The sequence below is a fragment of the Paracoccaceae bacterium genome (assembly GCA_033344815.1).
GTDB lineage: Bacteria > Pseudomonadota > Alphaproteobacteria > Rhodobacterales > Rhodobacteraceae > Roseobacter.
This window is the reverse complement of the sequence record JAWPMR010000001.1, coordinates 4,423,380-4,445,855: the sequence shown is the minus strand read 5'-3', so window position 1 is coordinate 4,445,855 and position 22,476 is coordinate 4,423,380. Positions and strand designations below refer to the sequence as shown.

Annotated in this window: 18 protein-coding genes, 5 pseudogenes and 1 other annotated feature; of the genes and pseudogenes, 15 read left to right on the top strand and 8 right to left on the bottom strand. The window is 55.0% G+C overall.

What is annotated here, in order from left to right:
- Entirely contained in the window at positions 1 to 1,404 is a 1,404-nt protein-coding gene (locus R8G34_20640; GenBank protein MDW3225260.1) for a short-chain fatty acyl-CoA regulator family protein, read from the top strand.
- A 695-nt stretch (positions 1,405 to 2,099) separates the two neighbouring features.
- Here R8G34_20640 and R8G34_20635 read toward each other — a convergent pair.
- A pseudogene (locus tag R8G34_20635) lies at positions 2,100 to 2,649 on the bottom strand (IS3 family transposase).
- A 797-nt stretch (positions 2,650 to 3,446) separates the two neighbouring features.
- Here R8G34_20635 and R8G34_20630 point away from each other — a divergent pair.
- Positions 3,447 to 3,824, top strand: coding sequence for a transposase (locus tag R8G34_20630; GenBank protein MDW3225259.1), 378 nt, complete (start codon positions 3,447 to 3,449; stop codon positions 3,822 to 3,824).
- A gap of 48 nt (positions 3,825 to 3,872) precedes the next feature.
- Here R8G34_20630 and R8G34_20625 read toward each other — a convergent pair.
- Positions 3,873 to 4,457 (bottom strand): annotated as a pseudogene (locus tag R8G34_20625) (IS3 family transposase).
- A gap of 311 nt (positions 4,458 to 4,768) precedes the next feature.
- Between R8G34_20625 and R8G34_20620 the strand changes: the two are divergent.
- From R8G34_20620 to R8G34_20560, 13 genes and pseudogenes are all read left to right on the top strand, one after another.
- Positions 4,769 to 5,890: an MHYT domain-containing protein gene (locus R8G34_20620; protein MDW3225258.1), complete on the top strand. Its 1,122-nt coding sequence runs from the start codon at positions 4,769 to 4,771 to the stop codon at positions 5,888 to 5,890.
- Positions 5,891 to 6,001: 111 nt separating this feature from the next.
- Positions 6,002 to 6,856, top strand: a complete 855-nt coding sequence (locus R8G34_20615) for a xanthine dehydrogenase family protein subunit M (GenBank protein MDW3225257.1) — start codon at positions 6,002 to 6,004, stop codon at positions 6,854 to 6,856.
- Positions 6,857 to 6,870: 14 nt separating this feature from the next.
- Positions 6,871 to 7,365, top strand: a complete 495-nt coding sequence (locus R8G34_20610; GenBank protein MDW3225256.1) for a (2Fe-2S)-binding protein — start codon at positions 6,871 to 6,873, stop codon at positions 7,363 to 7,365.
- Entirely contained in the window at positions 7,362 to 9,788 is a 2,427-nt protein-coding gene (locus tag R8G34_20605; protein ID MDW3225255.1) for an aerobic carbon-monoxide dehydrogenase large subunit, read from the top strand. Before R8G34_20610 ends, R8G34_20605 begins: the two co-directional genes overlap by 4 nt.
- A gap of 45 nt (positions 9,789 to 9,833) precedes the next feature.
- Positions 9,834 to 10,709: a MoxR family ATPase gene (locus R8G34_20600; GenBank protein MDW3225254.1), complete on the top strand. Its 876-nt coding sequence runs from the start codon at positions 9,834 to 9,836 to the stop codon at positions 10,707 to 10,709.
- Positions 10,706 to 11,887: a VWA domain-containing protein gene (locus tag R8G34_20595; protein ID MDW3225253.1), complete on the top strand. Its 1,182-nt coding sequence runs from the start codon at positions 10,706 to 10,708 to the stop codon at positions 11,885 to 11,887. The genes R8G34_20600 and R8G34_20595 overlap by 4 nt, the downstream gene beginning before the upstream one ends.
- Positions 11,884 to 12,669 (top strand): XdhC family protein, encoded by a 786-nt coding sequence (locus R8G34_20590; GenBank protein MDW3225252.1) that lies wholly within the window; start codon positions 11,884 to 11,886, stop codon positions 12,667 to 12,669. Before R8G34_20595 ends, R8G34_20590 begins: the two co-directional genes overlap by 4 nt.
- Positions 12,670 to 13,160: 491 nt before the next feature.
- On the top strand, positions 13,161 to 13,700 hold the full coding sequence (locus R8G34_20585) for a hypothetical protein (GenBank protein ID MDW3225251.1): 540 nt from the start codon (positions 13,161 to 13,163) through the stop codon (positions 13,698 to 13,700).
- 346 nt (positions 13,701 to 14,046) lie between these two features.
- Positions 14,047 to 14,796 carry a glycosyl hydrolase 108 family protein gene (locus R8G34_20580; GenBank protein ID MDW3225250.1) on the top strand — a complete coding sequence of 250 codons (750 nt, stop codon included), beginning with the start codon at positions 14,047 to 14,049 and terminating at the stop codon, positions 14,794 to 14,796.
- A gap of 198 nt (positions 14,797 to 14,994) precedes the next feature.
- Positions 14,995 to 15,294, top strand: coding sequence for a hypothetical protein (locus tag R8G34_20575; GenBank protein ID MDW3225249.1), 300 nt, complete (start codon positions 14,995 to 14,997; stop codon positions 15,292 to 15,294).
- A gap of 570 nt (positions 15,295 to 15,864) precedes the next feature.
- A complete protein-coding gene (locus tag R8G34_20570) occupies positions 15,865 to 16,161 on the top strand; it encodes a tyrosine-type recombinase/integrase (protein ID MDW3225248.1) in 297 nt (98 codons plus the stop codon).
- A gap of 212 nt (positions 16,162 to 16,373) precedes the next feature.
- Positions 16,374 to 16,469: pseudogene (locus tag R8G34_20565) on the top strand (hypothetical protein).
- Between the two features lie 12 nt (positions 16,470 to 16,481).
- Positions 16,482 to 16,613: a hypothetical protein gene (locus tag R8G34_20560; protein MDW3225247.1), complete on the top strand. Its 132-nt coding sequence runs from the start codon at positions 16,482 to 16,484 to the stop codon at positions 16,611 to 16,613.
- A 105-nt stretch (positions 16,614 to 16,718) separates the two neighbouring features.
- Here R8G34_20560 and R8G34_20555 read toward each other — a convergent pair whose 3' ends face one another.
- The 6 genes and pseudogenes from R8G34_20555 to R8G34_20530 all read right to left on the bottom strand — a co-directional run bounded on the left by R8G34_20555 (position 16,719) and on the right by R8G34_20530 (position 22,415).
- Entirely contained in the window at positions 16,719 to 17,243 is a 525-nt protein-coding gene (locus tag R8G34_20555; protein ID MDW3225246.1) for an IS3 family transposase, read from the bottom strand.
- Positions 17,168 to 17,289: a sequence feature (AL1L pseudoknot), on the bottom strand. It overlaps the preceding gene by 76 nt.
- Before the next feature lie 15 nt (positions 17,290 to 17,304).
- Positions 17,305 to 17,550: pseudogene (locus R8G34_20550) on the bottom strand (transposase).
- 136 nt (positions 17,551 to 17,686) lie between these two features.
- Positions 17,687 to 17,833 (bottom strand): annotated as a pseudogene (locus tag R8G34_20545) (IS3 family transposase).
- A gap of 94 nt (positions 17,834 to 17,927) precedes the next feature.
- Positions 17,928 to 19,859, bottom strand: coding sequence for an EAL domain-containing protein (locus R8G34_20540; GenBank protein ID MDW3225245.1), 1,932 nt, complete (start codon positions 19,857 to 19,859; stop codon positions 17,928 to 17,930).
- An 814-nt stretch (positions 19,860 to 20,673) separates the two neighbouring features.
- A complete protein-coding gene (locus R8G34_20535; GenBank protein ID MDW3225244.1) occupies positions 20,674 to 21,024 on the bottom strand; it encodes a hypothetical protein in 351 nt (116 codons plus the stop codon).
- Between the two features lie 1,025 nt (positions 21,025 to 22,049).
- Positions 22,050 to 22,415 (bottom strand): hypothetical protein, encoded by a 366-nt coding sequence (locus tag R8G34_20530; protein ID MDW3225243.1) that lies wholly within the window; start codon positions 22,413 to 22,415, stop codon positions 22,050 to 22,052.
- Between the last annotated feature and the right edge of the window lie 61 nt (positions 22,416 to 22,476).

The window sequence follows — 22,476 nt, the reverse complement described above, 5'->3', positions numbered from 1 at the left end:
ATGAAAACTTTTGTTGGGCCACATTTGAGACGGCTGCGCGTCGATCACAATCAGACACAGGCGCAGATGGGCAAAACGCTCGGGATCAGCACATCCTACGTGAATTTATTGGAAAAAAACGAGCGGAGCGTCTCCGTTTCCGTGCTTTTAAAGCTAATGGAAGCTTATGGTGTCGATTGGCGTGACATCGCGAATGACGATGAAGCCTCCCAACTCGCTGATATGCGCGCAGCGCTGCAGAACCCTATTTTCGAACCCACCCGGCCTGATCTGACGCAACTGCGCGCTGCTCTGACCCACAGCCCGGACCTCGCCAATAGTTTTCTGCAACTGCATCGCGCTTATCTTGCCGTATCGGATCAATTGATGAGCCTTGCTGGCACTGCCGATGGAAAAGAGGCGCTTTTGCCGGCCTCTCCTGAATCAAACGTCCATAATCTGTTTCGCGAGCACCAAAACCATTTTCCAACACTCGAAACCGCGTCTGAAAATTTCTGGACGGGCGACGTCGTTCCTGCGGATGAGGTTTACACAGCGCTTAAATCACGGTTGCGAGACAAACTCGGTCTTCAGGTTCGGGTTGTTCCAAGCGATGAGATGCCAAATACGCTCAGAGAATATGATGAGACCTCAAATGAGGTGCGATTGTCTGAAGCCATGGACCACCCGAACCGGGTTTTTCAGTTGGTGCATGTGGCAGCGTTGATTGAGCAGCATGACCTACTTGAAGATATCCTTGCGCGCTCCGGTCTTGAGGATGCGCGCAGCCGTGCGCGGTATCGTGTTGAGTTGGCGAATTATTTCGCGGCTGCCGTGCTGATGCCCTATCACGCTTTTCTGCGTGAAGCTCAGGCCAGCAAATACGATTTTGACCACCTTGCAGCGCGTTTTGGTGTCAGCTTCGAGCAGGCGTGTCACCGCACCACTACGTTGCAACGCCCCGGCGCCAAGGGCGTCCCTCTGTTCTTCTTACGCATTGATAAGGCCGGCAACGTCACCAAGCGCTTCAATGCGACGGATTTTCACCTCGCCGAATATGGCGGTGCCTGTCCACGGCTTGAAGTTCACACCTCCTTTCGCACGCCAGGCCGGATTGTGCCGCAATTTGTTGAGCTTCCCGATTCCAGTCAATTCTTCGTATTCTCGCGTACCGTCGATCGTCCCACCTTCACCCGGCATTCTCAGGACGTCAGGTTGGCGGTTGCCATGGGGTGCAGCATCGATCATGTGGGGGACATCGGATATGCGGATGATCTTAGTGTTGCTGCCGCCTATATGACCAAGATCGGCATCAATTGTCGCGTGTGCCCTCGCATGGACTGCGACCAGCGCGCGCATCAGACGGTCATTCTTGCCAATCCGGTGGATGAAACGCGACGCGGTGCGACGCGATATTCGTCCTGAACTCAGCAGAAGTTGTCCGAGGCTAGCACCTTGCTTTTACTGTGCTCTTTTCGCGTCGCTGTTTCCCATGTGTCGCCGCCATTTATCTGGCCGGCGCAAAATGATCGAACTCGAAAACAACGCGCAGGTGGGGCAAAAATCTGTAGCACGCCAGAGACCAAGCTAGATCCGCGTTACAAGCGGAAGACCTGTCAGCCCCAGCCGTCCAAGCGCATGGCCGTTTGTAACAGCCTCTTCGTCAACCGCCGCGTGAGCAATTATAGGTGGTACTTTGAAGCGATGAGCCCGCCGTTGTCTCGATGAAAGCGCACGGTGCCAAGCTTATAGCAAAGCGTGTGTTGCCAAGCTTAGTGTCTTTGCGCCGGGCAAATCTCTGCATTTGTTTGCCCGATAGAGGTGCGTCCCAAATTCTCCGTCCAACATCGGACTTTGGGCTTCGTATGTGATGTCCTGTTTTCAATCGACGCGTGGTAAGCTTAACGTCGAGAAAACCACAACGTCGATGGTCTGCGGTGGTCGCAAAGGAAACCGGCCTACAGGGATGCGCGCCTGTCAAGCGTTCCGATTTGACAACAACACCAGCCTGATTTGGCCGGAGGATCACAAAGTCGCCAGACTGTGTAGCAGGCAAGCCCACCCCGAAAGCTTTAACCATGATGGACCTGTCGCGCTTTTGTGCCGCCTCACTTGCGTGTTTAGGCCACTTTCCGTTCGAACGCGACCGGGCTTTTCAAACCCACTGTCGAGTGTCGACGACACGGATTGTAGAACCCGTTGATGTATTCGAAGATCGCCATCTCAGCCTGCCTGCGCGTTTGCCGTAATCGCCGCCAGATCAGTTCAGCCTTGATGGATTTGAAGAACGTCTCGACAGCCACATTGTCGTAGCAATTGCCCTTGTCAGTCATCGAGACCTTGTATCAATGTTGGCGCAAGATCTTCTGATAATCGTGCGAACAATATAGCAACGCGCGATCCGTTTGATGAATGCAGCCTTTGGGTGCTGATCTGAGCGCAACAGCCATCTTCAGAGCCCGTATCGCGAGATCGCGCTTCATGCGGTTACTGACCGCCCAACCGATCACACGCCGGGAATGCAGATCAACGATCACGGCCAGATACAGCCCTCCTTCCCGGGTCCAAACTAGCTGCTGTCCCCGCCCACTTCTGGTTTGGTTCAACTGCCGTAAAGTTACGATCCAACAGGTTCGGCGCGACGTTGAACTTGTGATCGCTGTCCCCGCTCTTGTCTTATAACTTTCAGTGGCTCCTGAGGCGAAAGGGAGCCACGGCCCAGCGCGTCATTTATGCCAGGCAGTGGCGCGGGTCAGACCGCTCCTCTCTTGGTTTTTGAGGACCTTTGCCGAGCATACTCGTCCGTGTCTTTTCTGATGACCTGAACCACTGACCGACAGGGTATTGCGCAGCAATGTCCCGAGAGGTGGGTGCTTGGGCTTTGGGCCCGGATGACACGACAAGGTGAGGAAAAGACAAATGAACGATACCATTGGAAAAGATATTTCCAAAGACACACTTGATGTTCACTGCTTCAGCGACGGCAAACTACGCAGTTTCTCAATAGCAAAACTGGACATTTGTAACTGAGAAAATGGATTGGTTTGCAGCCAGCGTCAGTGATAATTTTCGAGGCTACCGGTGCTGATCATCGGCAGTTGGAGCCAGCGCTTGGTTCCAATGCCATACCGTTTGTCAAAGTAAACCCAAAACAGGCGTGCCGGTTTGCGCAAGCCAATGGCAAGTTGGCGAAGACAGATCGTGTGGAGTGCGAGATGCTGGCAAAGACGGGCGCGGCCTTGCAGCTGGTTCCAAAGCCCATCTGCGCAGAAAATCTGTAGGATCTGAGAGCGTTATGATCTGCACGGCGGGTACTCGTAAAGGATCGTATAGCCGCCAAAGCACGTAAGGCCACAGCGACCAATGCTCTCATAAAGCAGCAATTGGAAAGGCGTCTACGCCAGATCAAAAGCGACATTGAAAAAGGTGATGCGTCGATGTTGGCCCTGGCAAGCTTGGATCAGCGCATGAGCGAACGGTTGGAAATTCTGTCCAGCACCCCCGGAATTGGGACGACAACAGCGCTCCTTATTCTCGTGGATATGCCTGAGATCGGCACTTTGGACAGCAAACGGGTCGCCGGACTCGCGCCGATGTCACAGAGTTCCGGGAAATGGCAGCGAAAGGCAAGAATACAAGGTGGCCGCCCAGGTCTGCGACACGCTATCTTCATGCCTGTCCTGGTCGCGATCCGGTTCAATCCGGATCTGAAAGCCAAATACGATCACCTCGTCGCCATCGGGAAAGAGAAAAAAGTTGCGATCACAGCGGTCATGCGCAAGTTGTTGGTCCTTGCAAACGCTCTACTGCGCGATCATCGGAAATGGGCGGAAAAGGCGACTTGACCAAAACGGACACTCGGTAGATTGCCGCACAATCGTCTGCCGGGCAATGGTCGTCACCTTGTGTTTGCGGGTTCTAGCCACAGATATGCCATTCTGGCGCATCAATCTGACCACACGACGGTGTCCGACATCCAAGCTGATTTCCTTCAGTTCTTCGGTCATCCGTGACCTGCCATAGCTGACCAGGCTGAGACGCGACTGCTCTTTGATATGAATCAGTGTGACCAGACCGGACCGCTGCCCGCGACTGGCTTGGCGACTGCGGAAGGCACGTAAACCGCGCGCGCTGACGCCGACAACCTCGCACAACCGATTGGCTGGAAAACTGGCTATGCTCTTCGACAAACCTAAATCTCATTGCTTTAGGCTCGCAAGGAACTGCCCTCTGGGCAGATTACTGCGTAATCGCCTGTCAGGTAAGAGGTGGCTTTTTTTGGGGATTTCCCCCTCCTCCTTGAGGAGGCATTTCTCACGTCCAAGACGGTCAATCTCTTCGGCGAGGTTTAAATCCTCTTTCGACAACGCATCTGTGTCTCGATGGGCGGTGATCCATTTATTCAGCCTAGGCATACCGACGCCAAGGTCATCGGCCACCTGTTTACGCGTCAACCGAATGTTCAGTGCGATCCGCACTGCATCAGCGCGGAATTCGTCCGTCCGTTACAGTCCCATAGTTCGTCTCCTTTGGTGCAGTAAATGCCATCAAAGGAGCAGCATCAAACTGCGATAGGCTCCTCGGATTTGAGCGCTTGGTTTCAAATGATGCGGTCATTTTTGCTCTGGCGACGCAGGATTCACATCTCGAACAGGCAGGAATTTCTTGAGATCACTTGGTGTGATGTGAACAGGTCCCGCCCTGTTTGCTGCTGGCGAAGGCCCAGAACCGGCAACACTCGCCAATTCCTGATTTGCAAAGCGCCCAGTTTTTCGCCAGTTTTACTTGCATGGAACTGCTTGCGTTTGATCACAACCTATTACTGGTGGCCATGTCAGGGCTGATTGCGCTGGTCGCTGGTTTCACCGGGCTGTCACTGACGCGTAATCTTTCGGACAAGACGGTCGCTCAGAAAACGCTCTCTGTCGCGCTTGCATCTGTCGCACTTGGCGGTGGCATCTGGTCCATGCACTTCGTTGCGATGCTGGGTCTGCAACTGCCCGTATTGTTCTACTATGATGCGGCCATTACCTTGATGTCGGCGTTGACGGCCATCCTGATTGTCGGGGCGGCTTTGATCCTGCTTCACTTCACCCTTCGCAGCCCCTTGGTGATTTCAACTGCGGGTGCGCTCGTCGGGGTCGGCATCCTCGTCATGCACTATATTGGAATGGCGGGGCTTGAATTGTGCCGCGCCATTTACACGCCAGTTGGTGTTGCGACATCTTCCATCGTGGCTGTTGTGCTCTGTGTCGTCGCGTTTTGGATCGCCTATGGTCAACGGACCAATCGCAACATTCTGCTCGGGACGCTCTGTTTTGCAGGTGCCGTTTGTTCTGTTCATTTCCTTGCGATGGCTGGCACAAATTTTGTGGCGGATCCGCAGGGTGACGAGTTTGGCCCCCGGATGAGCAACGAGGTTCTGGCGCTTGGAGTCATAGCAACCAGTTTTGTGATTTTCGGTGCTTTCCTCTGGGTAGGCATTACCTATCTGGTGCCCCCCTCGGCAGACGAGACCCCAATACCGGTTGCGCCTGAAGCAGGCATCAACAGTCCCGGGCTGCGGATTCCGTGCGAACGCGACGGTGGCAAGGTTTTCGTGTCACCTCGCGATGTTTTGATGTTACGAGCAGACGGGCATTACACCCAGATCTACACGCAGCATGATCGCATGTTCTGCGTGTGGCCCATCACCGAAGCCACGAAACGCCTGGTGCCTGTTGGATTTCTTCAAACCCATCGCAGTTATCTCGTGAACCCGGAGAAGGTTTCCCGGTTTGAGCGGACCAAGGACAAAGGGCGCTGTATTTTTGGTGCAGGTGATCTGCCGCCGGCGCCGGTCAGCCGTTCCAAGCTGAAAGAAATACAGGACGCTTTGCTGGCGCAGGGCGGCGCAGTTGGTGCAAGCTAAGGCGCATTTCGTGCAAAACATCAGTTTTTCATCAGTTTCCTGAAGCCTTTGCAACCCCCTGCATGCACGTTTCCACGAGAAAACTCATCAGCGCTTCAGGGAGGAGAGCCAATGATTCCAGCAGCATTTGAATATTACCGGCCACAGGACATGGCGGGTGTACTGTCCCTGCTCGACGAACACGGGGATGATGCACGGGTGATGGCAGGCGGGCACAGTCTGATCCCCATGATGAAACTGCGTATGGCAGACGTCCCGCATCTGATTGACCTGCAGGACGTCGACGGGTTGTCAGACATTGAGATCGACGGTGATACGATCCGGATCGGGGCGATGGTCACCCAGTCCGACATCATCGCGCATGACGGGCTGACGGCTGCGGCGCCGATCCTGCGCGAAGCCGCATTGCAAATCGCCGACCCTCAGGTGCGCTACATGGGCACTGTTGGTGGCAATATCGCCAATGGCGATCCGGGCAATGACATGCCGGGCTTGATGCAATGCCTTGATGCATCTTTCACCTTGATCGGTGCCGATGGCGAACGTGACGTCAAGGCGCGGGACTTCTATGAGGCCGCTTACATGACGGCGCGCGAAGACGACGAGGTGCTGACCTCAGTCACAATCCCCCTGCCCAAAGGTGGATATGCCTATGAAAAGCAAAAGCGCAAGATTGGCGATTACGCCACCGCTGCGGCAGCTGTGCAGATCGTCAAAGAGGGCGGTGTTTGCGTCGCAGCATCCATCGCGATGACAAATCTCAGCGATACGCCCGTTTTCTCAGAAGCTGCAGGGGACGCATTGATGGGCACAGCCGTCGATGATGCGGCGCTCAAAGCCGCGATGGCTGCCATGCTCGGGGACATTGATCCGACCGAAGATAACCGTGGTCCGGTCGCATTCAAAAATCACGTGGCTGGAGTCATCCTGCGCCGCGCCATCGAACGCGCCTGGTCGCGGGCATAAGGGAGAGGGATACCATGTCAAAGAAGAAACACATCACGCTCAACGTGAATGGCAAGCAAGAAGAATTCCTCGCTGAGCCGCGCGAATTGCTGATTTACACATTGCGTGAGCGACTGAACATCACCGGTCCGCATATTGGCTGCGAAACATCCCATTGCGGTGCCTGCACGGTGACGATTGATGGCAAATCGGTCAAATCCTGCACCATGTTCTCGGTTCAGGCCGAAGGGTCCGACATCACCACCATTGAAGGTATTGGCGGGCCAGACAACCTGCACCCTTTGCAAGAGGCGTTCAAGGAACACCACGGCCTTCAGTGCGGCTATTGCACGCCGGGCATGATCACGCGGGCGACCAAACTGCTGGAGGAAATCCCGAACCCGACGGAGGAGGAAATCCGTTTTGGTATGGCGGGCAACATATGCCGCTGCACGGGGTATCAGAACATTGTGAAATCCATCCAAGCTGCCGCGACTGAGATGAGCGCCGCCAAGGAGGCCGCAGAATGAAAGATGAAGTCACACGCGACGAACGCGTTGCCAACCTCAAGGGCATGGGCTGCTCGCGCAAGCGGGTCGAAGATGCGCGGTTCACCCAAGGCAAAGGCAACTATGTCGATGACATCAAGCTGGACGGGATGCTTTTTGGCGATTTCGTACGTTCTCCCTACGCACATGCGCGGATCAAGAGTATCGACACCGCTGCTGCTCTGGAGGTGCCCGGCGTTTTAGCGGTACTGACAGCTGCCGATCTGGAACCGCTTGGTCTGCACTGGATGCCGACGCTTGCTGGTGACAAGCAAATGGTGCTGGCCGATGGCAAGGTGCTGTTTCAGGGCCAGGAAGTGGCTTGTGTGGTCGCCGAAGACCGTTATGCCGCCGCAGATGGCATCGAACTGGTCGAAGTCGATTACGAAGAGCTGCCCGTGATAGTGGACCCTTTTGAGGCGCTGACATCCGATGTTGTGTTGCGTGAAGACACTGTGGATGACACCGGGAAAGCTACTGATGGTGCTCACGGGCCGCGCAAACATCCCAACCACATCTTTACGTGGGAAGCGGGCGACAAAGAGCCCACGCAAGAGGTCATCGACAGCGCCGAGATCGTGGCCGAAGAATCCATGTATTACCACCGCACTCACCCCTGCCCGCTTGAGACATGCGGTTGCGTGGCCTCCATGGACAAGGTCAACGGCAAGCTAACGCTGTGGGGCACGTTTCAAGCCCCCCATGCGATCCGCACGATCGTATCGCTGATCTCCGGCATCGAGGAGCACAACATCCGCGTGATTTCACCTGACATTGGCGGCGGTTTTGGCAACAAAGTGGGTGCCTATCCGGGCTATGTGTGTTCCGTCGTGGCCTCCATTGTGACCGGTAAGCCGGTCAAGTGGATCGAAGACCGGATGGACAACCTGATGACCACCGCCTTTGCGCGGGACTATCACATGACCGGCAAAATTTCTGCGACGAAAGCGGGAAAAATCACCGGGCTTCAATGTCATGTGACGGCAGATCATGGCGGCTTTGATGCCTGCGCTGATCCCACCAAATTCCCCGCGGGTTTCATGAATATCTGCACGGGGTCTTATGATATCCCCACCGCCTATCTGGAGGTGGACGGAGTCTATACCAACAAAGCACCCGGCGGCGTCAGTTATCGCTGTTCCTTCCGCGTGACGGAGGCGGTGTATTTTATCGAACGCATGATCGAGGTTCTGGCGATCAAGTTGAACATGGACGCCGCTGAATTACGCCGCATCAACTTCATCAAGAAGGAACAATTCCCTTATACCGCCGCACTGGGTTGGGAATACGACAGCGGCGACTATCACACGGCATGGGACAAGGCCCTGAAGACCGTTGGCTATGAGGGCTTGCGCGCAGAACAAGCCCAAAGGGTCGAAGAGTTCAAGGCGGGAAAAACCCGCAAACTGATGGGCATCGGCCTCAGCTTTTTCACAGAAATTGTGGGGGCCGGCCCGGTGAAAAACTGCGACATCCTTGGTCTTGGAATGTTTGACAGCTGTGAAATCCGCATCCATCCGACGGGTTCGGCGATTGCGCGATTGGGCACGATTTCCCAAGGTCAGGGGCACGCAACGACATTTGCGCAAATCCTGGCCTCCGAAATTGGTCTGCCTGCCGACAGCATTACGATTGAGGAAGGCGACACCGATACAGCCCCCTATGGTCTTGGCACCTATGGGTCGCGTTCTACGCCTGTCGCCGGTGCGGCAACGGCCATGGCGGGGCGCAAAATCCGCGCCAAGGCACAGATGATTGCGGCCTATTTGCTTGAAGTCCACGACAATGACGTGGAATTCGATGTGGATCGGTTTGTCGTCAAAGGTGCGCCAGAGCAGTTCAAGACGATGAAGGAAATCGCCTTTGCCGCCTATAATCAGGCGATCCCGGGGATTGAACCGGGTCTGGAAGCGGTCAGTTATTATGATCCGCCCAACATGACCTACCCGTTTGGGGCCTATGTCTGTGTGATGGACATTGACGTGGATACCGGTGTGCCGGAAATACGCCGGTTCTATGCGCTGGATGACTGTGGGACTCGGATCAACCCGATGATCATTGAAGGTCAGGTACACGGTGGTCTGACCGAAGCCCTTGCCGTCGCCTTGGGTCAGGAAATTGCTTATGATGACATGGGCAACTGTAAAACCGGCACGCTGATGGACTTTTTCCTGCCCACAGCATGGGAAGTTCCAAACTACGAGACCGACTTCACCGTGACGCCAAGCCCGCATCACCCGATTGGTGCGAAGGGTGTCGGTGAAAGCCCGCATGTGGGCGGCGTCCCGTGTTTCTCCAATGCTGTGCAGGATGCGTTCCGCCCCTTTGGCAACACGCATACCAACATGCCGCATGATCATTGGCGGATTTGGCAGACCGCCAACAAGCTTGGCCTGCACGGCTAAGAAAGGGCGCAGGGCGAGCCCAAACTTTGCCCTGCGCACAAACGCATGATCTGGACAGATTTACAAACCGCCCTCGCTGGCGAAGGCTATGTTGCCTCTGACGATTTGGCTGTTGCATTGCATCTGGCTTTGTCGCTTGGGCGTCCCTTGCTTCTTGAGGGGGCAGCAGGTGTCGGCAAGACAGAAGTCGCGCGCACTCTTGCCGCCGCCAAAGACACGCAGTTGATCCGCCTGCAGTGTTATGAAGGGTTGGATGCCGCACAGGCGATTTATGAATGGAACTATCAGCGTCAGCTTTTGACAATCCGCGCTGCCGCTGAAGATGGCCAGACCGGCAAAGACGTCGAAGATCGGATTTTCTCGCGCGACTTTCTACTGGAGCGCCCCTTGCTGGCGGCCATTACGCAAGCCACGCCGCCCGTTTTGTTGATAGACGAGATCGACCGCGCAGATGAGGAATTTGAAGCCTATCTGTTGGAAATCCTTTCCGATTATCAAGTGTCTGTGCCAGAGCTGGGGACCATCACCGCCACGTCACAGCCAATGGTCATCCTGACGTCAAATGGCACGCGAGACCTGTCTGATGCACTGCGCAGGCGCTGTCTTTACACCTATGTTGATTATCCGGATCGCGACACAGAGCTTGCGATCCTCAAAGCGCGCTGCCCCGAGATCGAAGCGCGGTTGGGTGCACAAGTCGTCGGCTTTGTACAAAAACTGCGCGAAGAAGAATTGGAAAAGACCCCCGGCATCGCGGAGATGCTCGATTTTGCAGCCGCTTTGATGGGCTTGGGGATTTCCGATTTGACGGATGATCCTGCGGTCCTGCAATCCACGCTGACGACGCTTTTGAAAACCCAAAGCGATCAAGCCCATATCACGACCGAAGTCGCAGGCCGTATCGCGGGGCGCGCAGCATGACGCGGGTCACGCGCTTTGCAGGACGCGACCCCGGACCAGCAGCACGGGTCGGTGGTTTTATCGCCCATCTGCGCAGCAATGGCCTGCGCCTTGGCGTGGCAGAGGCCGATTTGGCGCTGTCGGCATTGGTCGAAGTTAACGCCATTTTCCCTGATGAAAGCCGCCGTGCCTTACGCGCGGTGTGTACCGGATGCAAAGAAGACGCTGAGCGATTTGACGCCCTGTTTGACAGCTATTGGATGGACGCGGGGCGCGTGAAGCAAAAGATCATTCCGACCAAATCGAGCAAAATCGACGACAACATGCACTCATCGCTCGAAGCCAAAGGACAGGACGCGGGCACATCCGGATCGGCAACCGCGCCAGATGACGGTCAAGGCGACGCCGACAGCGACGGGACTGGCAAATTAATCGCCACCGAGGTGCGCAACCTGGCACGCAAAGATCTGCGCGATCTGGTGCGCCCTGATGAGATCGCGCAAGCAGAAGCCATTGCGCGTCGTTTGGGCATGGCCTTGCGAGATAAACGGTCGCGCCGCCGCATTGCAGCGCGCAAAGGGGACCGGCTCCATTTTCGCAAAATCATACGTCACAGCCTGTCCACTGGGGGTGAACCAGTCCGGCTGCTGCGCAAACGCCGCCCCGACCGGACCCGCAAAATAGTAGCGCTTTGCGACGTATCCGGATCGATGACTGTCTATAGCCAAGTTTTTCTGGCGTTCCTCGCGGGTCTGATGCGCGCCGATCCTGCAGCAGACGCTTACTTGTTTCACACACGTCTTGTGCGGATCACCGAAGCCTTGCGTGACAAAGACACGATGCGCGCAATCGGGCGTATGTCTTTGATGGCGGACGGATTTGGCGGTGGATCCAAAATTGGCCCCTCGCTTGGCTTGTTCGCGGATACTTACGCCAAACGGTTTGTAGATGGTCGAAGCGTGGTTTTGATCCTTTCGGATGGCTACGACACCGAAGCGCCTGAGTTCATGAGCGCGTCCCTGGCCAAGCTCAAGAAACGCGGCTGCAAGATCATCTGGCTCAACCCTCTGAAGGGATGGCGAGATTACACGCCGGTGGCCGCAGGCATGGCGGCCGCCCTGCCCCATCTTGATCTGTTTGCTGCGGCCAATACGCTGAACGATCTGGCCGCTCTGGACCAAGAGCTTGCTACGCTATGACCCCTGCTGAAATCCTGTCAACAGATCTCGCCGAAGCAGCTCAGGAGCTGCGTGACAGCGATCAACCCTTTGCCTTTGCAACCATCGTGCGCACCGTCGGCGCGACTGCGGCAAAACCCGGGGCAAAGGCTCTGTTAGGTGCTGACGGTACAATTTTGCACGGCTGGCTTGGCGGTGGTTGCACGCGAGGGGCGGTAAAACGCGCAGCGATTGCAGCGCTGCAAGACGGCGCGCCCCATCTGATCTCAGTTGCCCCCGAAGAGCTTTTGGCCGAAAAAGGAGTTGCTGCCGGGGATGACATTGAAGGGACCACCTTTGCCCGCAACGGGTGCCCCTCAAAAGGCACCGTGGATATATTCATTGAGCCCTGCCTGCCGATGCCGCAGTTGGTGGTGATCGGCACCTCGCCCGTCGCCCAGGCGCTGACCACTCTGGCACCGCAATTCCATTGGGCAAGCACGTCGGTCTTGTCCCCTCAGGATGGCCCCGATACGCGGCAAAAAGTCGTTGTGATTGCGACGCAAGGCCAAGGTGATCTTGATGCGTTGAAACAAGCGCTGGCCGCGCCTCGAACGCATATCGCCTTTGTCGGAAGTGCCCGGAAGTTTGCGACTTTGGCGCATAAACTGGAGACTGCTGGGCTGCCACGTTCAAAGATTGACGCCGTCAAGGCGCCCGCCGGGCTGAATATCGGTGCGGTCACGCCTGAAGAAATCGCGCTGTCGATTCTGGCGGAACTGGTCAGCCTGCGCCGTTGCTCAGTGAAATCGCACGAAAGCTGACTTCGGCACAATCCCTTGGGCGGCGCACAACCGCTGCGCAAGCGGTGTGATCTCGCGTCATACCGAGGCCAGATGGGTCACACTTCGATTGATCTCGAACTGGTGACCCGGATGTCGAATGTTAACTGTGCTTTCGACGCCATTTCCAAGCGGCGGCTGTGCGACTTGGTCAACGTAATTCTGCACAACACATCTGGAAAGCCCAAATAATGTTGGGGAAAGGCGTGAATAAGGACTAACCTGTCAGGAATGAAGAGGTCACTGCCTGAGTATCGAAACCCTACGGGACAGCGCATAGGGCCACCCGCAAGACTTCCCGTTAGAGGCAAGAAAGACCCGTCACAAGAGGCGTGATTTTACCGAGACTGACGCTAAAGCCACATTGAACCGCTACCGTACATCATTCGAGAAGATGTCTGCACGCCTCAAACGTCTCATCGGCTGCCACTACCTCACCTCAACATACAAGACAGTGCCGAGGACGCGGTCCAATGCCGTTTAACCACCCAAAAGCTCGGCACGCTCGCAAAGTTCAAAACAGGGTGGATAGACAGTCGATCAGAAGACTATCCAACATCCAGCCACCCGAAAAACCTAACGAAATTTTCCAATCTCATCTGGATAAAACGGCCCTCGGCGTAGACAACTCGCGAACCTTATCCTGCGTCGCAGGATGGTCCGATTTATGCTTGCGCAGCATCACCTATGAATGCGGCCACCAATCCAACTGTAAAAAATCCCTTTCCATTTTGTTGGGCAAACTTCAAACCAGAGCGCTATCTGAAAGAATAATCATCAGTTCAACGCTTGCGAAAGCGGAGGAGAGCACGCAAGACACTACTCTTAAACGCATTTACGAAATTGCCATCGCATCACATTTTGTCTTGCACCAAAGTGGATTCGACCGGATAATTATTTTTGTTAAATCTGCTTTGAGCTTCCGGCTGTTGGTTTTTGGCCATGGGTTCTTTGCTGTTATTGATTTTTCTTGCGCGAATGACCGCAGCGCAGGGTCTTTAAAGTGTTTTTAATTCGGCCGTTACAACCACCGAGAGGACGGCTTGCGTCGCCAAGGTGGCGCAACTTGTTAAAACAGATGTAAACGGGGCCTCTGCATTCCGGGCCGACACGCTGGTATACGAAAGTTTGTCCACGCTGCAAGCGAGCCAGACCGTACAGAGCGCACAACAGAGGCCAGCGCCCGCTACCCAGCTTCCGAAGCCGCGGGTGAAAACATGGCACAGCTGTTGGGACTGGCCGATCGGAATGAGCAGATCAATGCGCGGTTCGTCTGGCGTACAAGAGCACAGGAGTAGTGCGCGATTCTGTATGGCGCTACTCTTCGTAAGAAAATGCAGAACCATGGGGGACACGATAATGGAACAGAATTTTGATCATGCGCTGGAGCATGTCCTGGTACATGAAGGCGGCTTTGTGGACCATCCGAACGATCCGGGCGGGGCCACAAACAAGGGCGTGACCCTTGCCACATTCCGCCGTTTTTACGGCGCGGCAAGCACGGTCAGCGATCTGATCAACATCACGGACCAGCAATTGGCGCGCATCTATCAGGCCGGCTATTGGGACAAATGCCATTGCGACGACCTTCCCAGTGGCGTCGATTACTGCGTTTTTGATGCGGCAGTGAACTCCGGTCCGGGACGGTCCGCAAAATGGTTGCAAGGGGCAGTCGGGGCAACCAAGGATGGTGCCATCGGCCCACAGACCCTGGCAGTCGTGGCTCAGGCAGATCCAGATGACGTCATAAATGACATGTGCGATGCGCGAATGGCGTTTTTGCGTAGCCTGCGCACCTTTAGCGTTTTCGGCCGCGGCTGGACGCGCCGTGTCGATGGCGTGCGCACCGAAGCGCTTACGATGGCCGGTGCATCCGTGGGACAAGGCAAAATCGATGGTGTGCTCCCCGATCTGGAATTCCCGGTGCTGCGTCTTGGGGCCAATGGCGCTTGGGTGACAAAAATTCAGGAAGCGCTTGGCATCACCGCGGAAGGGGATTTTGACCAGCATACGGATGCTGCCGTGCGCGCATTTCAAAGCGACAACGGGCTCGCCGCCGATGGCATCGTGGGCCGGGTGACTTATCGCGCTCTGGGGCTCGCTGGCTAAGATCTGGGCGGGTCAAGAGCCCGTCAACTCGGATACTATTTTGCCTATCATCCGCAATCGTTTGCGATGGAACGATCGGCTTGATCCCTAAGAAAGGGATTTGTTCGGTGTGTTTGATGCGATCTTGTACGCATTATATCGGCATGCCCGTGGCATGATCATGATAAATGCAGATACTGTGTCAGCATGGTTCCATCCATGCAATCAATTGGTGCCGATGTCATTTGGAAGCGATGGGTGGGCAGAGCAAAGGCTTCCCTGAATACCAAATTGGCGTTGGTTTTGGCAGAAAAGGAACAGCATATTCGTCAAGTTCGGCAAGCATATGGAAAAGTCATTGCTGCAGAACGTCTGATTGAAGACCTGTCGGACCGGGACAGGAAAGCGCTCAACGATTTAGCGCTGGGGGAAGCAATCGAGTCCCAAATCTTTTCCCAACGACAGAGTTTGGACACTTTCAATACCGAAGTGCTCGCTGACGTAAGGGTCAAACGTTAAGGTCGACTGCCTGACGAGAGAAGTGATCTGCGAATAAGAAACGAAAGACCCATTCTCCTGAGTTCAAAGCCCAAGTTTCACTTGAAGCGTTTCGCGAGGAGATAAGCCTGACGGAGTAGCCCACGCAATACGGTGTTCACCCAACCCGGATTGGCACTTGGAAACGTGCGGCCATAGAGAACTTGGCGGTGGCAATTACGCGCGGGGTACTTCCCCTGAACAGGTGAGTGCGGTTGAAGTCGACAAGCTACATTCGAAGACGGATTAGTTGGTGGTGGAGCGGGACTCTTTGGCCGAAGCCGCGCCCCAATTGCTAGGGACACGCGGTAAAAATTGTCGAACAAAGATCACAAGTTGAGCGTTCGTCGATATTCTGTGCTGCTGACATTGTCGCGGTCGAATCTGTCCTATGAGGCGAAAGTTGAAAGCGCTGAAAACCTGCGGTTCATTGACAAACAGGTCTTGGAAACACAGTGGTATGGATCGCGCCAAATGGCCCGGCACATGAAGCATAACAACCATCAATGCGGCGGACACTGCATGCGCCGCGTGATGCGTATCATGTGATTGGTGCCGCTAAATCAGGAACCTATCACTGGCAAGTTGCACCCACAGAATAAGATCTGGCCACCCCTGCTGCGCGCATTTTGCCGCGAGGCGCGTCTTGCGGGCTGGTTGTTCCCAGGCCGCAGTCGCAGTGACCCGATTTCGACGCGGCAGTTCAACCGCGCCTTCTGCGAGGCTTGCGACTTTGCAGAAACAGGGAAGACAGGCTCGCTCCACATGTTGCGGCACAGCTTTGCCCGCCGTCTGCTGGAAGTTGGGACGGATATCCGCGTGATCCAAGTATTGCTCGGGCACGTGTAGCTGGAGACCACGATGATCCAAACATAGACAGTAACCAAAACGATCCACGTTGTTTCCAGTCCGCTTGATCTGTTGGTGAGCCGGAAGGCTAGACTTAGGTAGGCCCCGGCTTCGATGCCCTACCCCAGACTGGAGGTTGCGGATATCTTCCGCGTTCATTGTCCTGCCTATCGTCGGGACCATGCCGAGCCGCTGCGCAAGGTGGCTTTGTTGTGGCCTGCACCAAGTACAGCCATCAACAGATCGCCCATTACGCATGTCGCAATCGGCATAGCCCGAAGTGTCAGGGTGGGGCGGCGCAAGACTGGAGGCAGGCGCGGATGGAAGACCTTTTGCCGATTGAGTATTTCCATGTGGTCTTCACGCTGCCAGCTCAGATCGCGGTCATCGGGTATCAGGTAAGTCAGCGGTTTACGGGCTTTTGTTCGAAGCGTCAGCCCGAACGCTGCTGACCATCGGCGCCGCTCAAAAACAGCTTGGTGCAAGGATCGGCGTGACTTTTGTGCTGCACTTTTGGGTCTCGGCGATGACCTGTCACCCGCACCTGCAACTACATGTCATTGTACCGGGTGGTGGATTGTCATCGGACGGGGCGCCTTAGATCGTCTGCCGCTTGGGGTTTGTGCTACCAGCGAAGGTCCTGTCGCGGCTGTTTTGGTGTCTGGTCCTCGAAGGGCTGAGCCGTTGGTACAAAGCAGGTAAGCTGCGCTTGTTTGGGGGACTGGTGAGGCTGGCAGACGCCGGACGCCTTGAATGCCAAGTTGGCGCATCAATGGCTCGACGGTGCAGCGGGCAACATCATACTTCTCACGCTTCATCGCGTGCCAAAGTTTGCGTGCGCCAGAGACAGACCGGTTTTTTGCCCAGATGTCGGCTATCTCCTTGCGCAGAGACGCATCTCGCTTGGCACGATCCGAAGCCCGGTCAGGATCACGCTCGACGGCAAGGCGTTCATAGAACGTCCCCTCTCGGGACATTGCTGCGCAATGCCCTGCCGGGCAGTGGATCGGGCGATTTGCCCAAACCCGGCAGATCGGCTCGACCCCATGCTCCCCGCGAAAGTCTTTGATGAAGGCAATCATTTGCGAAAGGGGGGGGCGAGCTCCGTCCCACTGCGCGGCAGTCGCCGCTCGCAGCGATGAGAGCGGGGGCAAAATAAGCGGATGCCTTTTTCAGGATCTCATTCGCCTGACGCAGTTGCCGGTTCTCACGCTCAAGCTCCTTGAGGCGGTCCAGTTCAGCAGTCGTCACGCCGTCGCGTTTGCCGGTATCCGTCTCGTGTTCTTTGACCCAGATGCGCAAACTGTCACGACTGCATCCAACCCTCTGAGAGATCGACAATATGGCTACCGATCTGCTCGCATTTTCGCTCTCGTGATCCAAAACCATCCCCACCGCGCGCGCGCAGTTCCTCTGGATAACGTCTTCCGTTCTTCGTCTTTCCCATGACCCAGTATCCTTACTGATGGGTCTGCGGCAAACAACAGGCGGTTCAGGTGCCGGCTGCCAAACTGTTTACCTGCTAACCTTCACGCTTCAGTAGGATGCGCAGGCGGCGACAGTCAAACCTCCGTCGTTCGGATGACCGCTCTTTCAACCAAGCTAGCAGATCAATATCCGTTGGCCGCTTCGACCGGCGCCGATAGATAGGCGGATCGATGCCAGCCAAGGAAACCGGATCGGAAAGCCTAAATGCAAGCGGCACAAGAAACGAGCCGTAGAGCAAGCACAGTGAATGGTGCGACTGCGCCTCCAAAGTTGTCGGGTTAGGCTGCAGTGGCTTTGCCCGACAACACCCTGGCATGCATTTCCGAAACCGGCCTGCTCAACAGGAAGCCCTGCAGGCAGTCGCAGGGGGTGGATCGGATGAAATCAAATTGTTCCTGCGTTTCGATACCTTCGACCGTAACCGACATGTCAAGCTGATGTCCGAGAGAAATGATCATCTCGATAACGCGGCCATACCGAGCTTTGTCGAACGAATAGGCCTCGAAAAATGACTTATCGATCTTGAGATGCTGAAAATCGTAGCGCCAAAGATAGCTGAGGCTGGAATAGCCTGTGCCGAAATCATCGATTGCGATTTGCACGCCCAAACCCCTGAGCGCTGCAAGCTGGTCGGTAACGCTATTCTGTTCGTCGAGCAGGACCTGCTCGGTCAACTCCAGGCAGACACGCGTCCCGTCAAGTCCGCTCGCGTCGAGGGCTGCGGCAAGATCTTTGTTCAGCGTCTCAGTTTGGAACTGGTTGGCAGATATATTAACGGCAACGAAGAGCGGCGCCGGCCACGCTGTGGCCGCCTGCGTGGCAGCCATCAACACCCAACGACCAAGATCGCCGATCAGACCGATGTTCTCTGCAATCGGAATAAACTCCTCTGGCGAAATCAGATCGCCATCCCGCGTGCGCAACCGCAAAAGTGCTTCAAATCCGACAACGCGCGTCGCGTTATCATAGATCGGCTGGAATTCGAGAAAGAACCGACCTTTGTCCAGCCCGGCCCTCACATCGGCTTCAACGCTGCGACGCCGGATTTCCCTTTTCTCAATCTTGTCGGAGTAAAGCGCAACTTGGCCGCGACCGTTCACCTTCGCCCAATAAAGCGCAAGGTCCGCCCGATGCATTGCCCAGCGTTCACTCTCTCCTTCGGCAGACAAATGTGCGCCAATGCTCAGGCCGGTGCCAATCTCTTGATCCCCGCAGCGTAATGGCCGATCCGTCATGTCTATCAGACGCGCGCCGATTGCACTCAGATCATCGAGGTCGATATCGGGACAGACAATTACAAATTCGTCACCGCCCAACCTAGCGACGATGTCTTTATCGCGTGTGGCCTCGACTAAAATCTTGGCAATGCCCTGCAGGAGTTTGTCGCCGATGGCGTGACCATAGGTATCATTCGTCTCTTTGAATTGGTCGATATCAACAAACAGCAGGCCGATATCCGCGCGCGTGTCTTTGATTGACTTGAATAGGGAATTCAGCTGCTCGTTAAATGCACCGCGGTTCAACAACCCGGTCAGGGAGTCACGTTCAGACAACTTGAGGAGTTCGCGATCCCGTTCCCGGAGTTCTTTGTTCCGCCGGATGAGCATCAGACTGGGCACGAGATAGATGGCAGCGGTTGCGGAGACCAGCAACAGACTGAGAATAGAGAATTTTTGGCGCAGTGCATTTGCAAGACCAGTGGCATCCACGTAAACTTCAAATACACCTACATTGTCTCCCGCATCACTGTTCACAGGCATGTAGGCTGCGACATAATGGTCCGGGCGGTACCGGTTTTCGGACCCATCCTTCACCACGACGATCGTCTCGCCGCTCACCGCCACCTGTGCGGCCGTTGCGTTGAATTGAGAAGCATCCTCGACCTCGAAGAACGCTCGATCAGACACGAACGTCAGGGCCCCGGCGGGATTAAATGCTTCGAAACGGAAAATATCTGACCCGGCCATGGAGGCCTCAACTGCACTGCGCTGCTGCTCAGCCACATCCTCTCTCGTGAAAAGCCCTTCAATCTCGGGCACGGAACGAATGAATTCAGCGCGCCAGGTCACCGCTGAGCTTTCCGCGTGCCCTAACAGAGTACGGTCCACCAAATCGTCTTTCCACTGGGAGATCGCAAGCGCCGAAGCTCCGATCACAAGAAATGCTATTGCGAAGGGGCGTAGGTAATCCCGAAAAGATGAACGGATCATCATTATCCTCGAATTGCAGAACTGGTCAAAACTCGAATATATTTAGAACTAACACATGAGGATTTAATGCCGATCCAACGTATTCTTACGTCCAATTTACTTAGAAATTGAGTCGATTTGGTGGCAATGGCATTAATCAGAATGTGTTTCACAGTTCAGTCCCAAAGGCGTTTTTCGGGGCCTAGCCGATTCATGTTTATATACCGGCGACAATGGTAATGCGCGCAGCTCAGGTCACGTGTGAGGCCGTTCCATATGACCTGCAGCTTAATTGGCTGTGTCCTCCGCTGCGCAGGAGCACTGAATTTGTCGCGCCTTTCGCGTTTTTCGTGCTGCGAGCGCGCACAGTACGAAATCACCATCACTATAGCCAAATTGGGCTCGAAGCGCTCTCTGGCCGCGGGGTGAGCGGGCCAAACGAACGACGGCTAAGCAGATTAAGACCGCTTCTTTCCAGGGCTCTCTCGTGCTCAGATCATGTAGCAAAATCTGCAGTTCAGTTTTGAACTTCTCGAATTGTTCTTTTGAAAGCGTAGTCCCTAAACGTATGTCACATGTTTCGCAAATCCTGACACTCTTGGGCGTTGAACAAGATGTCGATAGATTTGGCGACATTGGTGTTCACCTCGCCCCGGTTTTGGAACACTTTGTGGTTAATAGGTCAAAAAAACTGCTTCAGTGACGCCACCGCCCCCACACATGCTCCTGTGCGCATGAAGAAGGCAAAGAGCCCCTTGTCGCGCTTGTCAAATTCAGTGGCGCTGGGCATGGCTTGGAAAGCGTGAAACGCAGCTTCAGGTGACGGGCATTCTATTTAATTTGCATTCTGTGCAATCTTGGCAGATTTACGGTTATTGTTGAAGAATCGCGTATTGCTATAACTCTGCACCCTTTTGTGTCTGATCTGCCCCACCAGCCAGTGAAAGAACTTGCGAACCAATGTCAGCGTGGCTTCAATTGTTGAATGGCTCAAGGGTTGCCGGCGTTGGTTTCTAGCTTGGGACAGAGTGGTCGTGAATTTGGCCGCTTGCTCGATATGAAACTGCTGGAATAGCTTGAAACCTGTTGATTGCTCAAACTTTAGTATAGCGGCCAGCACCTTTTCTGTAGACTTGACGTCCAGCGCATCCGCTTCCTCAAAATAGAACACAAATTTGCGTTTCATCCGCTCGTTTTACTCAACAACTATTCTCTTCCTGTGATCCTTTTCTTGCGGGCGATGTTGGGCCTAAACTTCAAGCTGCCCGGCTGGGCTGCTGCTCAAAGTGTGGTGTTGAACTGAGCTTAAGGGGTTCGAATAGGCTCAAGACATGCGCCTGATTGCAATGTCGCAAATCTCGTCAAATTTGCCCAATTCACACTTGCCCGCAAACCGCTGCAAGCCCCCTCATACGCTTCACAAAAGCCTGAAAGCCACCCCCTTCTCGCGTTCATGGGTAAGTAGTCGACCAGCGGCCTGAACGGCGCTTTACATTTGACAGCATAAATCTGATCAAAACCCTTTTTTACTAATCTCTTGGCCGGCTTTTCGACAAAATGGTGGCTCAATTCAGTGCCAAGAATGTAATAGGGGTTAGCGCGCTCCACATACGGCCCGACTTGATGTGCCAAGCTCAGCTCAGCAACCTCACGCGGCGCGTTTGCGACTTCTGACGCCCAATCGCGGAACGTAGAGTGGAAGCCGTGGACCGTCACAGCCTCGACCTGCATCCGGTGCAAGAGCACCAGTATCGACCTATTAGACAGCGGCTTATGGCCTTTCCGACCCTCAAACATGTAATCTAACTGCATTGCCCGTAAGAGTTCGATGAACGAAAATATTTCATCGGACAAAGGCACGCCGTGCTCTGCGCCCGCCTTTAGGCTCTTTCTGCACGTTTGTGTCACTGGCAATGCTAAACTCGAATGAAAGGGACATGTCGGTATTGAAATAGACGCACGCCTTGATGTCGCTGCTTTCCGTCCAAGTGACGACGAAACCGCCGTCTGCGAGGGCCGCGACCTCCGATTCAGACGCAGCCGGGCGGTACTGGTAGCATCCCAGACATTGAAACCGCTGATACCTGTGCTGTCAGCGATCACGATCGTAAATTCGCTACCGACGAAGGTATCCGTCTCATGAAAAACGGTAACGAAATCGCCCTTACGGAGGACCGCGAAATCGCCGATCAAATCCGGAGTGGAACTGTTCTAACCAATGGCGAATTCCGCCCCAATCACCCCTACCTGATCTATCGCCCGGCCACCGATGTCGTCGTCGGTGCCCACGTCTTCCTTGTAAGCCAGGAACACGTCGTCGTCCGAGGCAATCAGGTTTGCAGCGATTTGCGGATTGCTCAGGACGTCTGCTGCCACGTTTTCGGTGTCAATCGTAAACGCTTTCCCCATGCCGAACTGCGGTGTGTCGTCGAAATCAAATCGTTCATAGTAAACCGTGGCCTGGTTCACATTGCTGATCGAATTGTCGATGTATGTTTCCGCGAAACCATCATGGGTGGTTGTCAAGTCGAAATCCAGCTCGTCATGGGCGACTCGGTCCGATCTCAGCCGGAACAAATTTTTTTCAAAAAGCCTGTGGCATCGAAGATCTTGGCAACGATATCCGTGCCTGAAGATG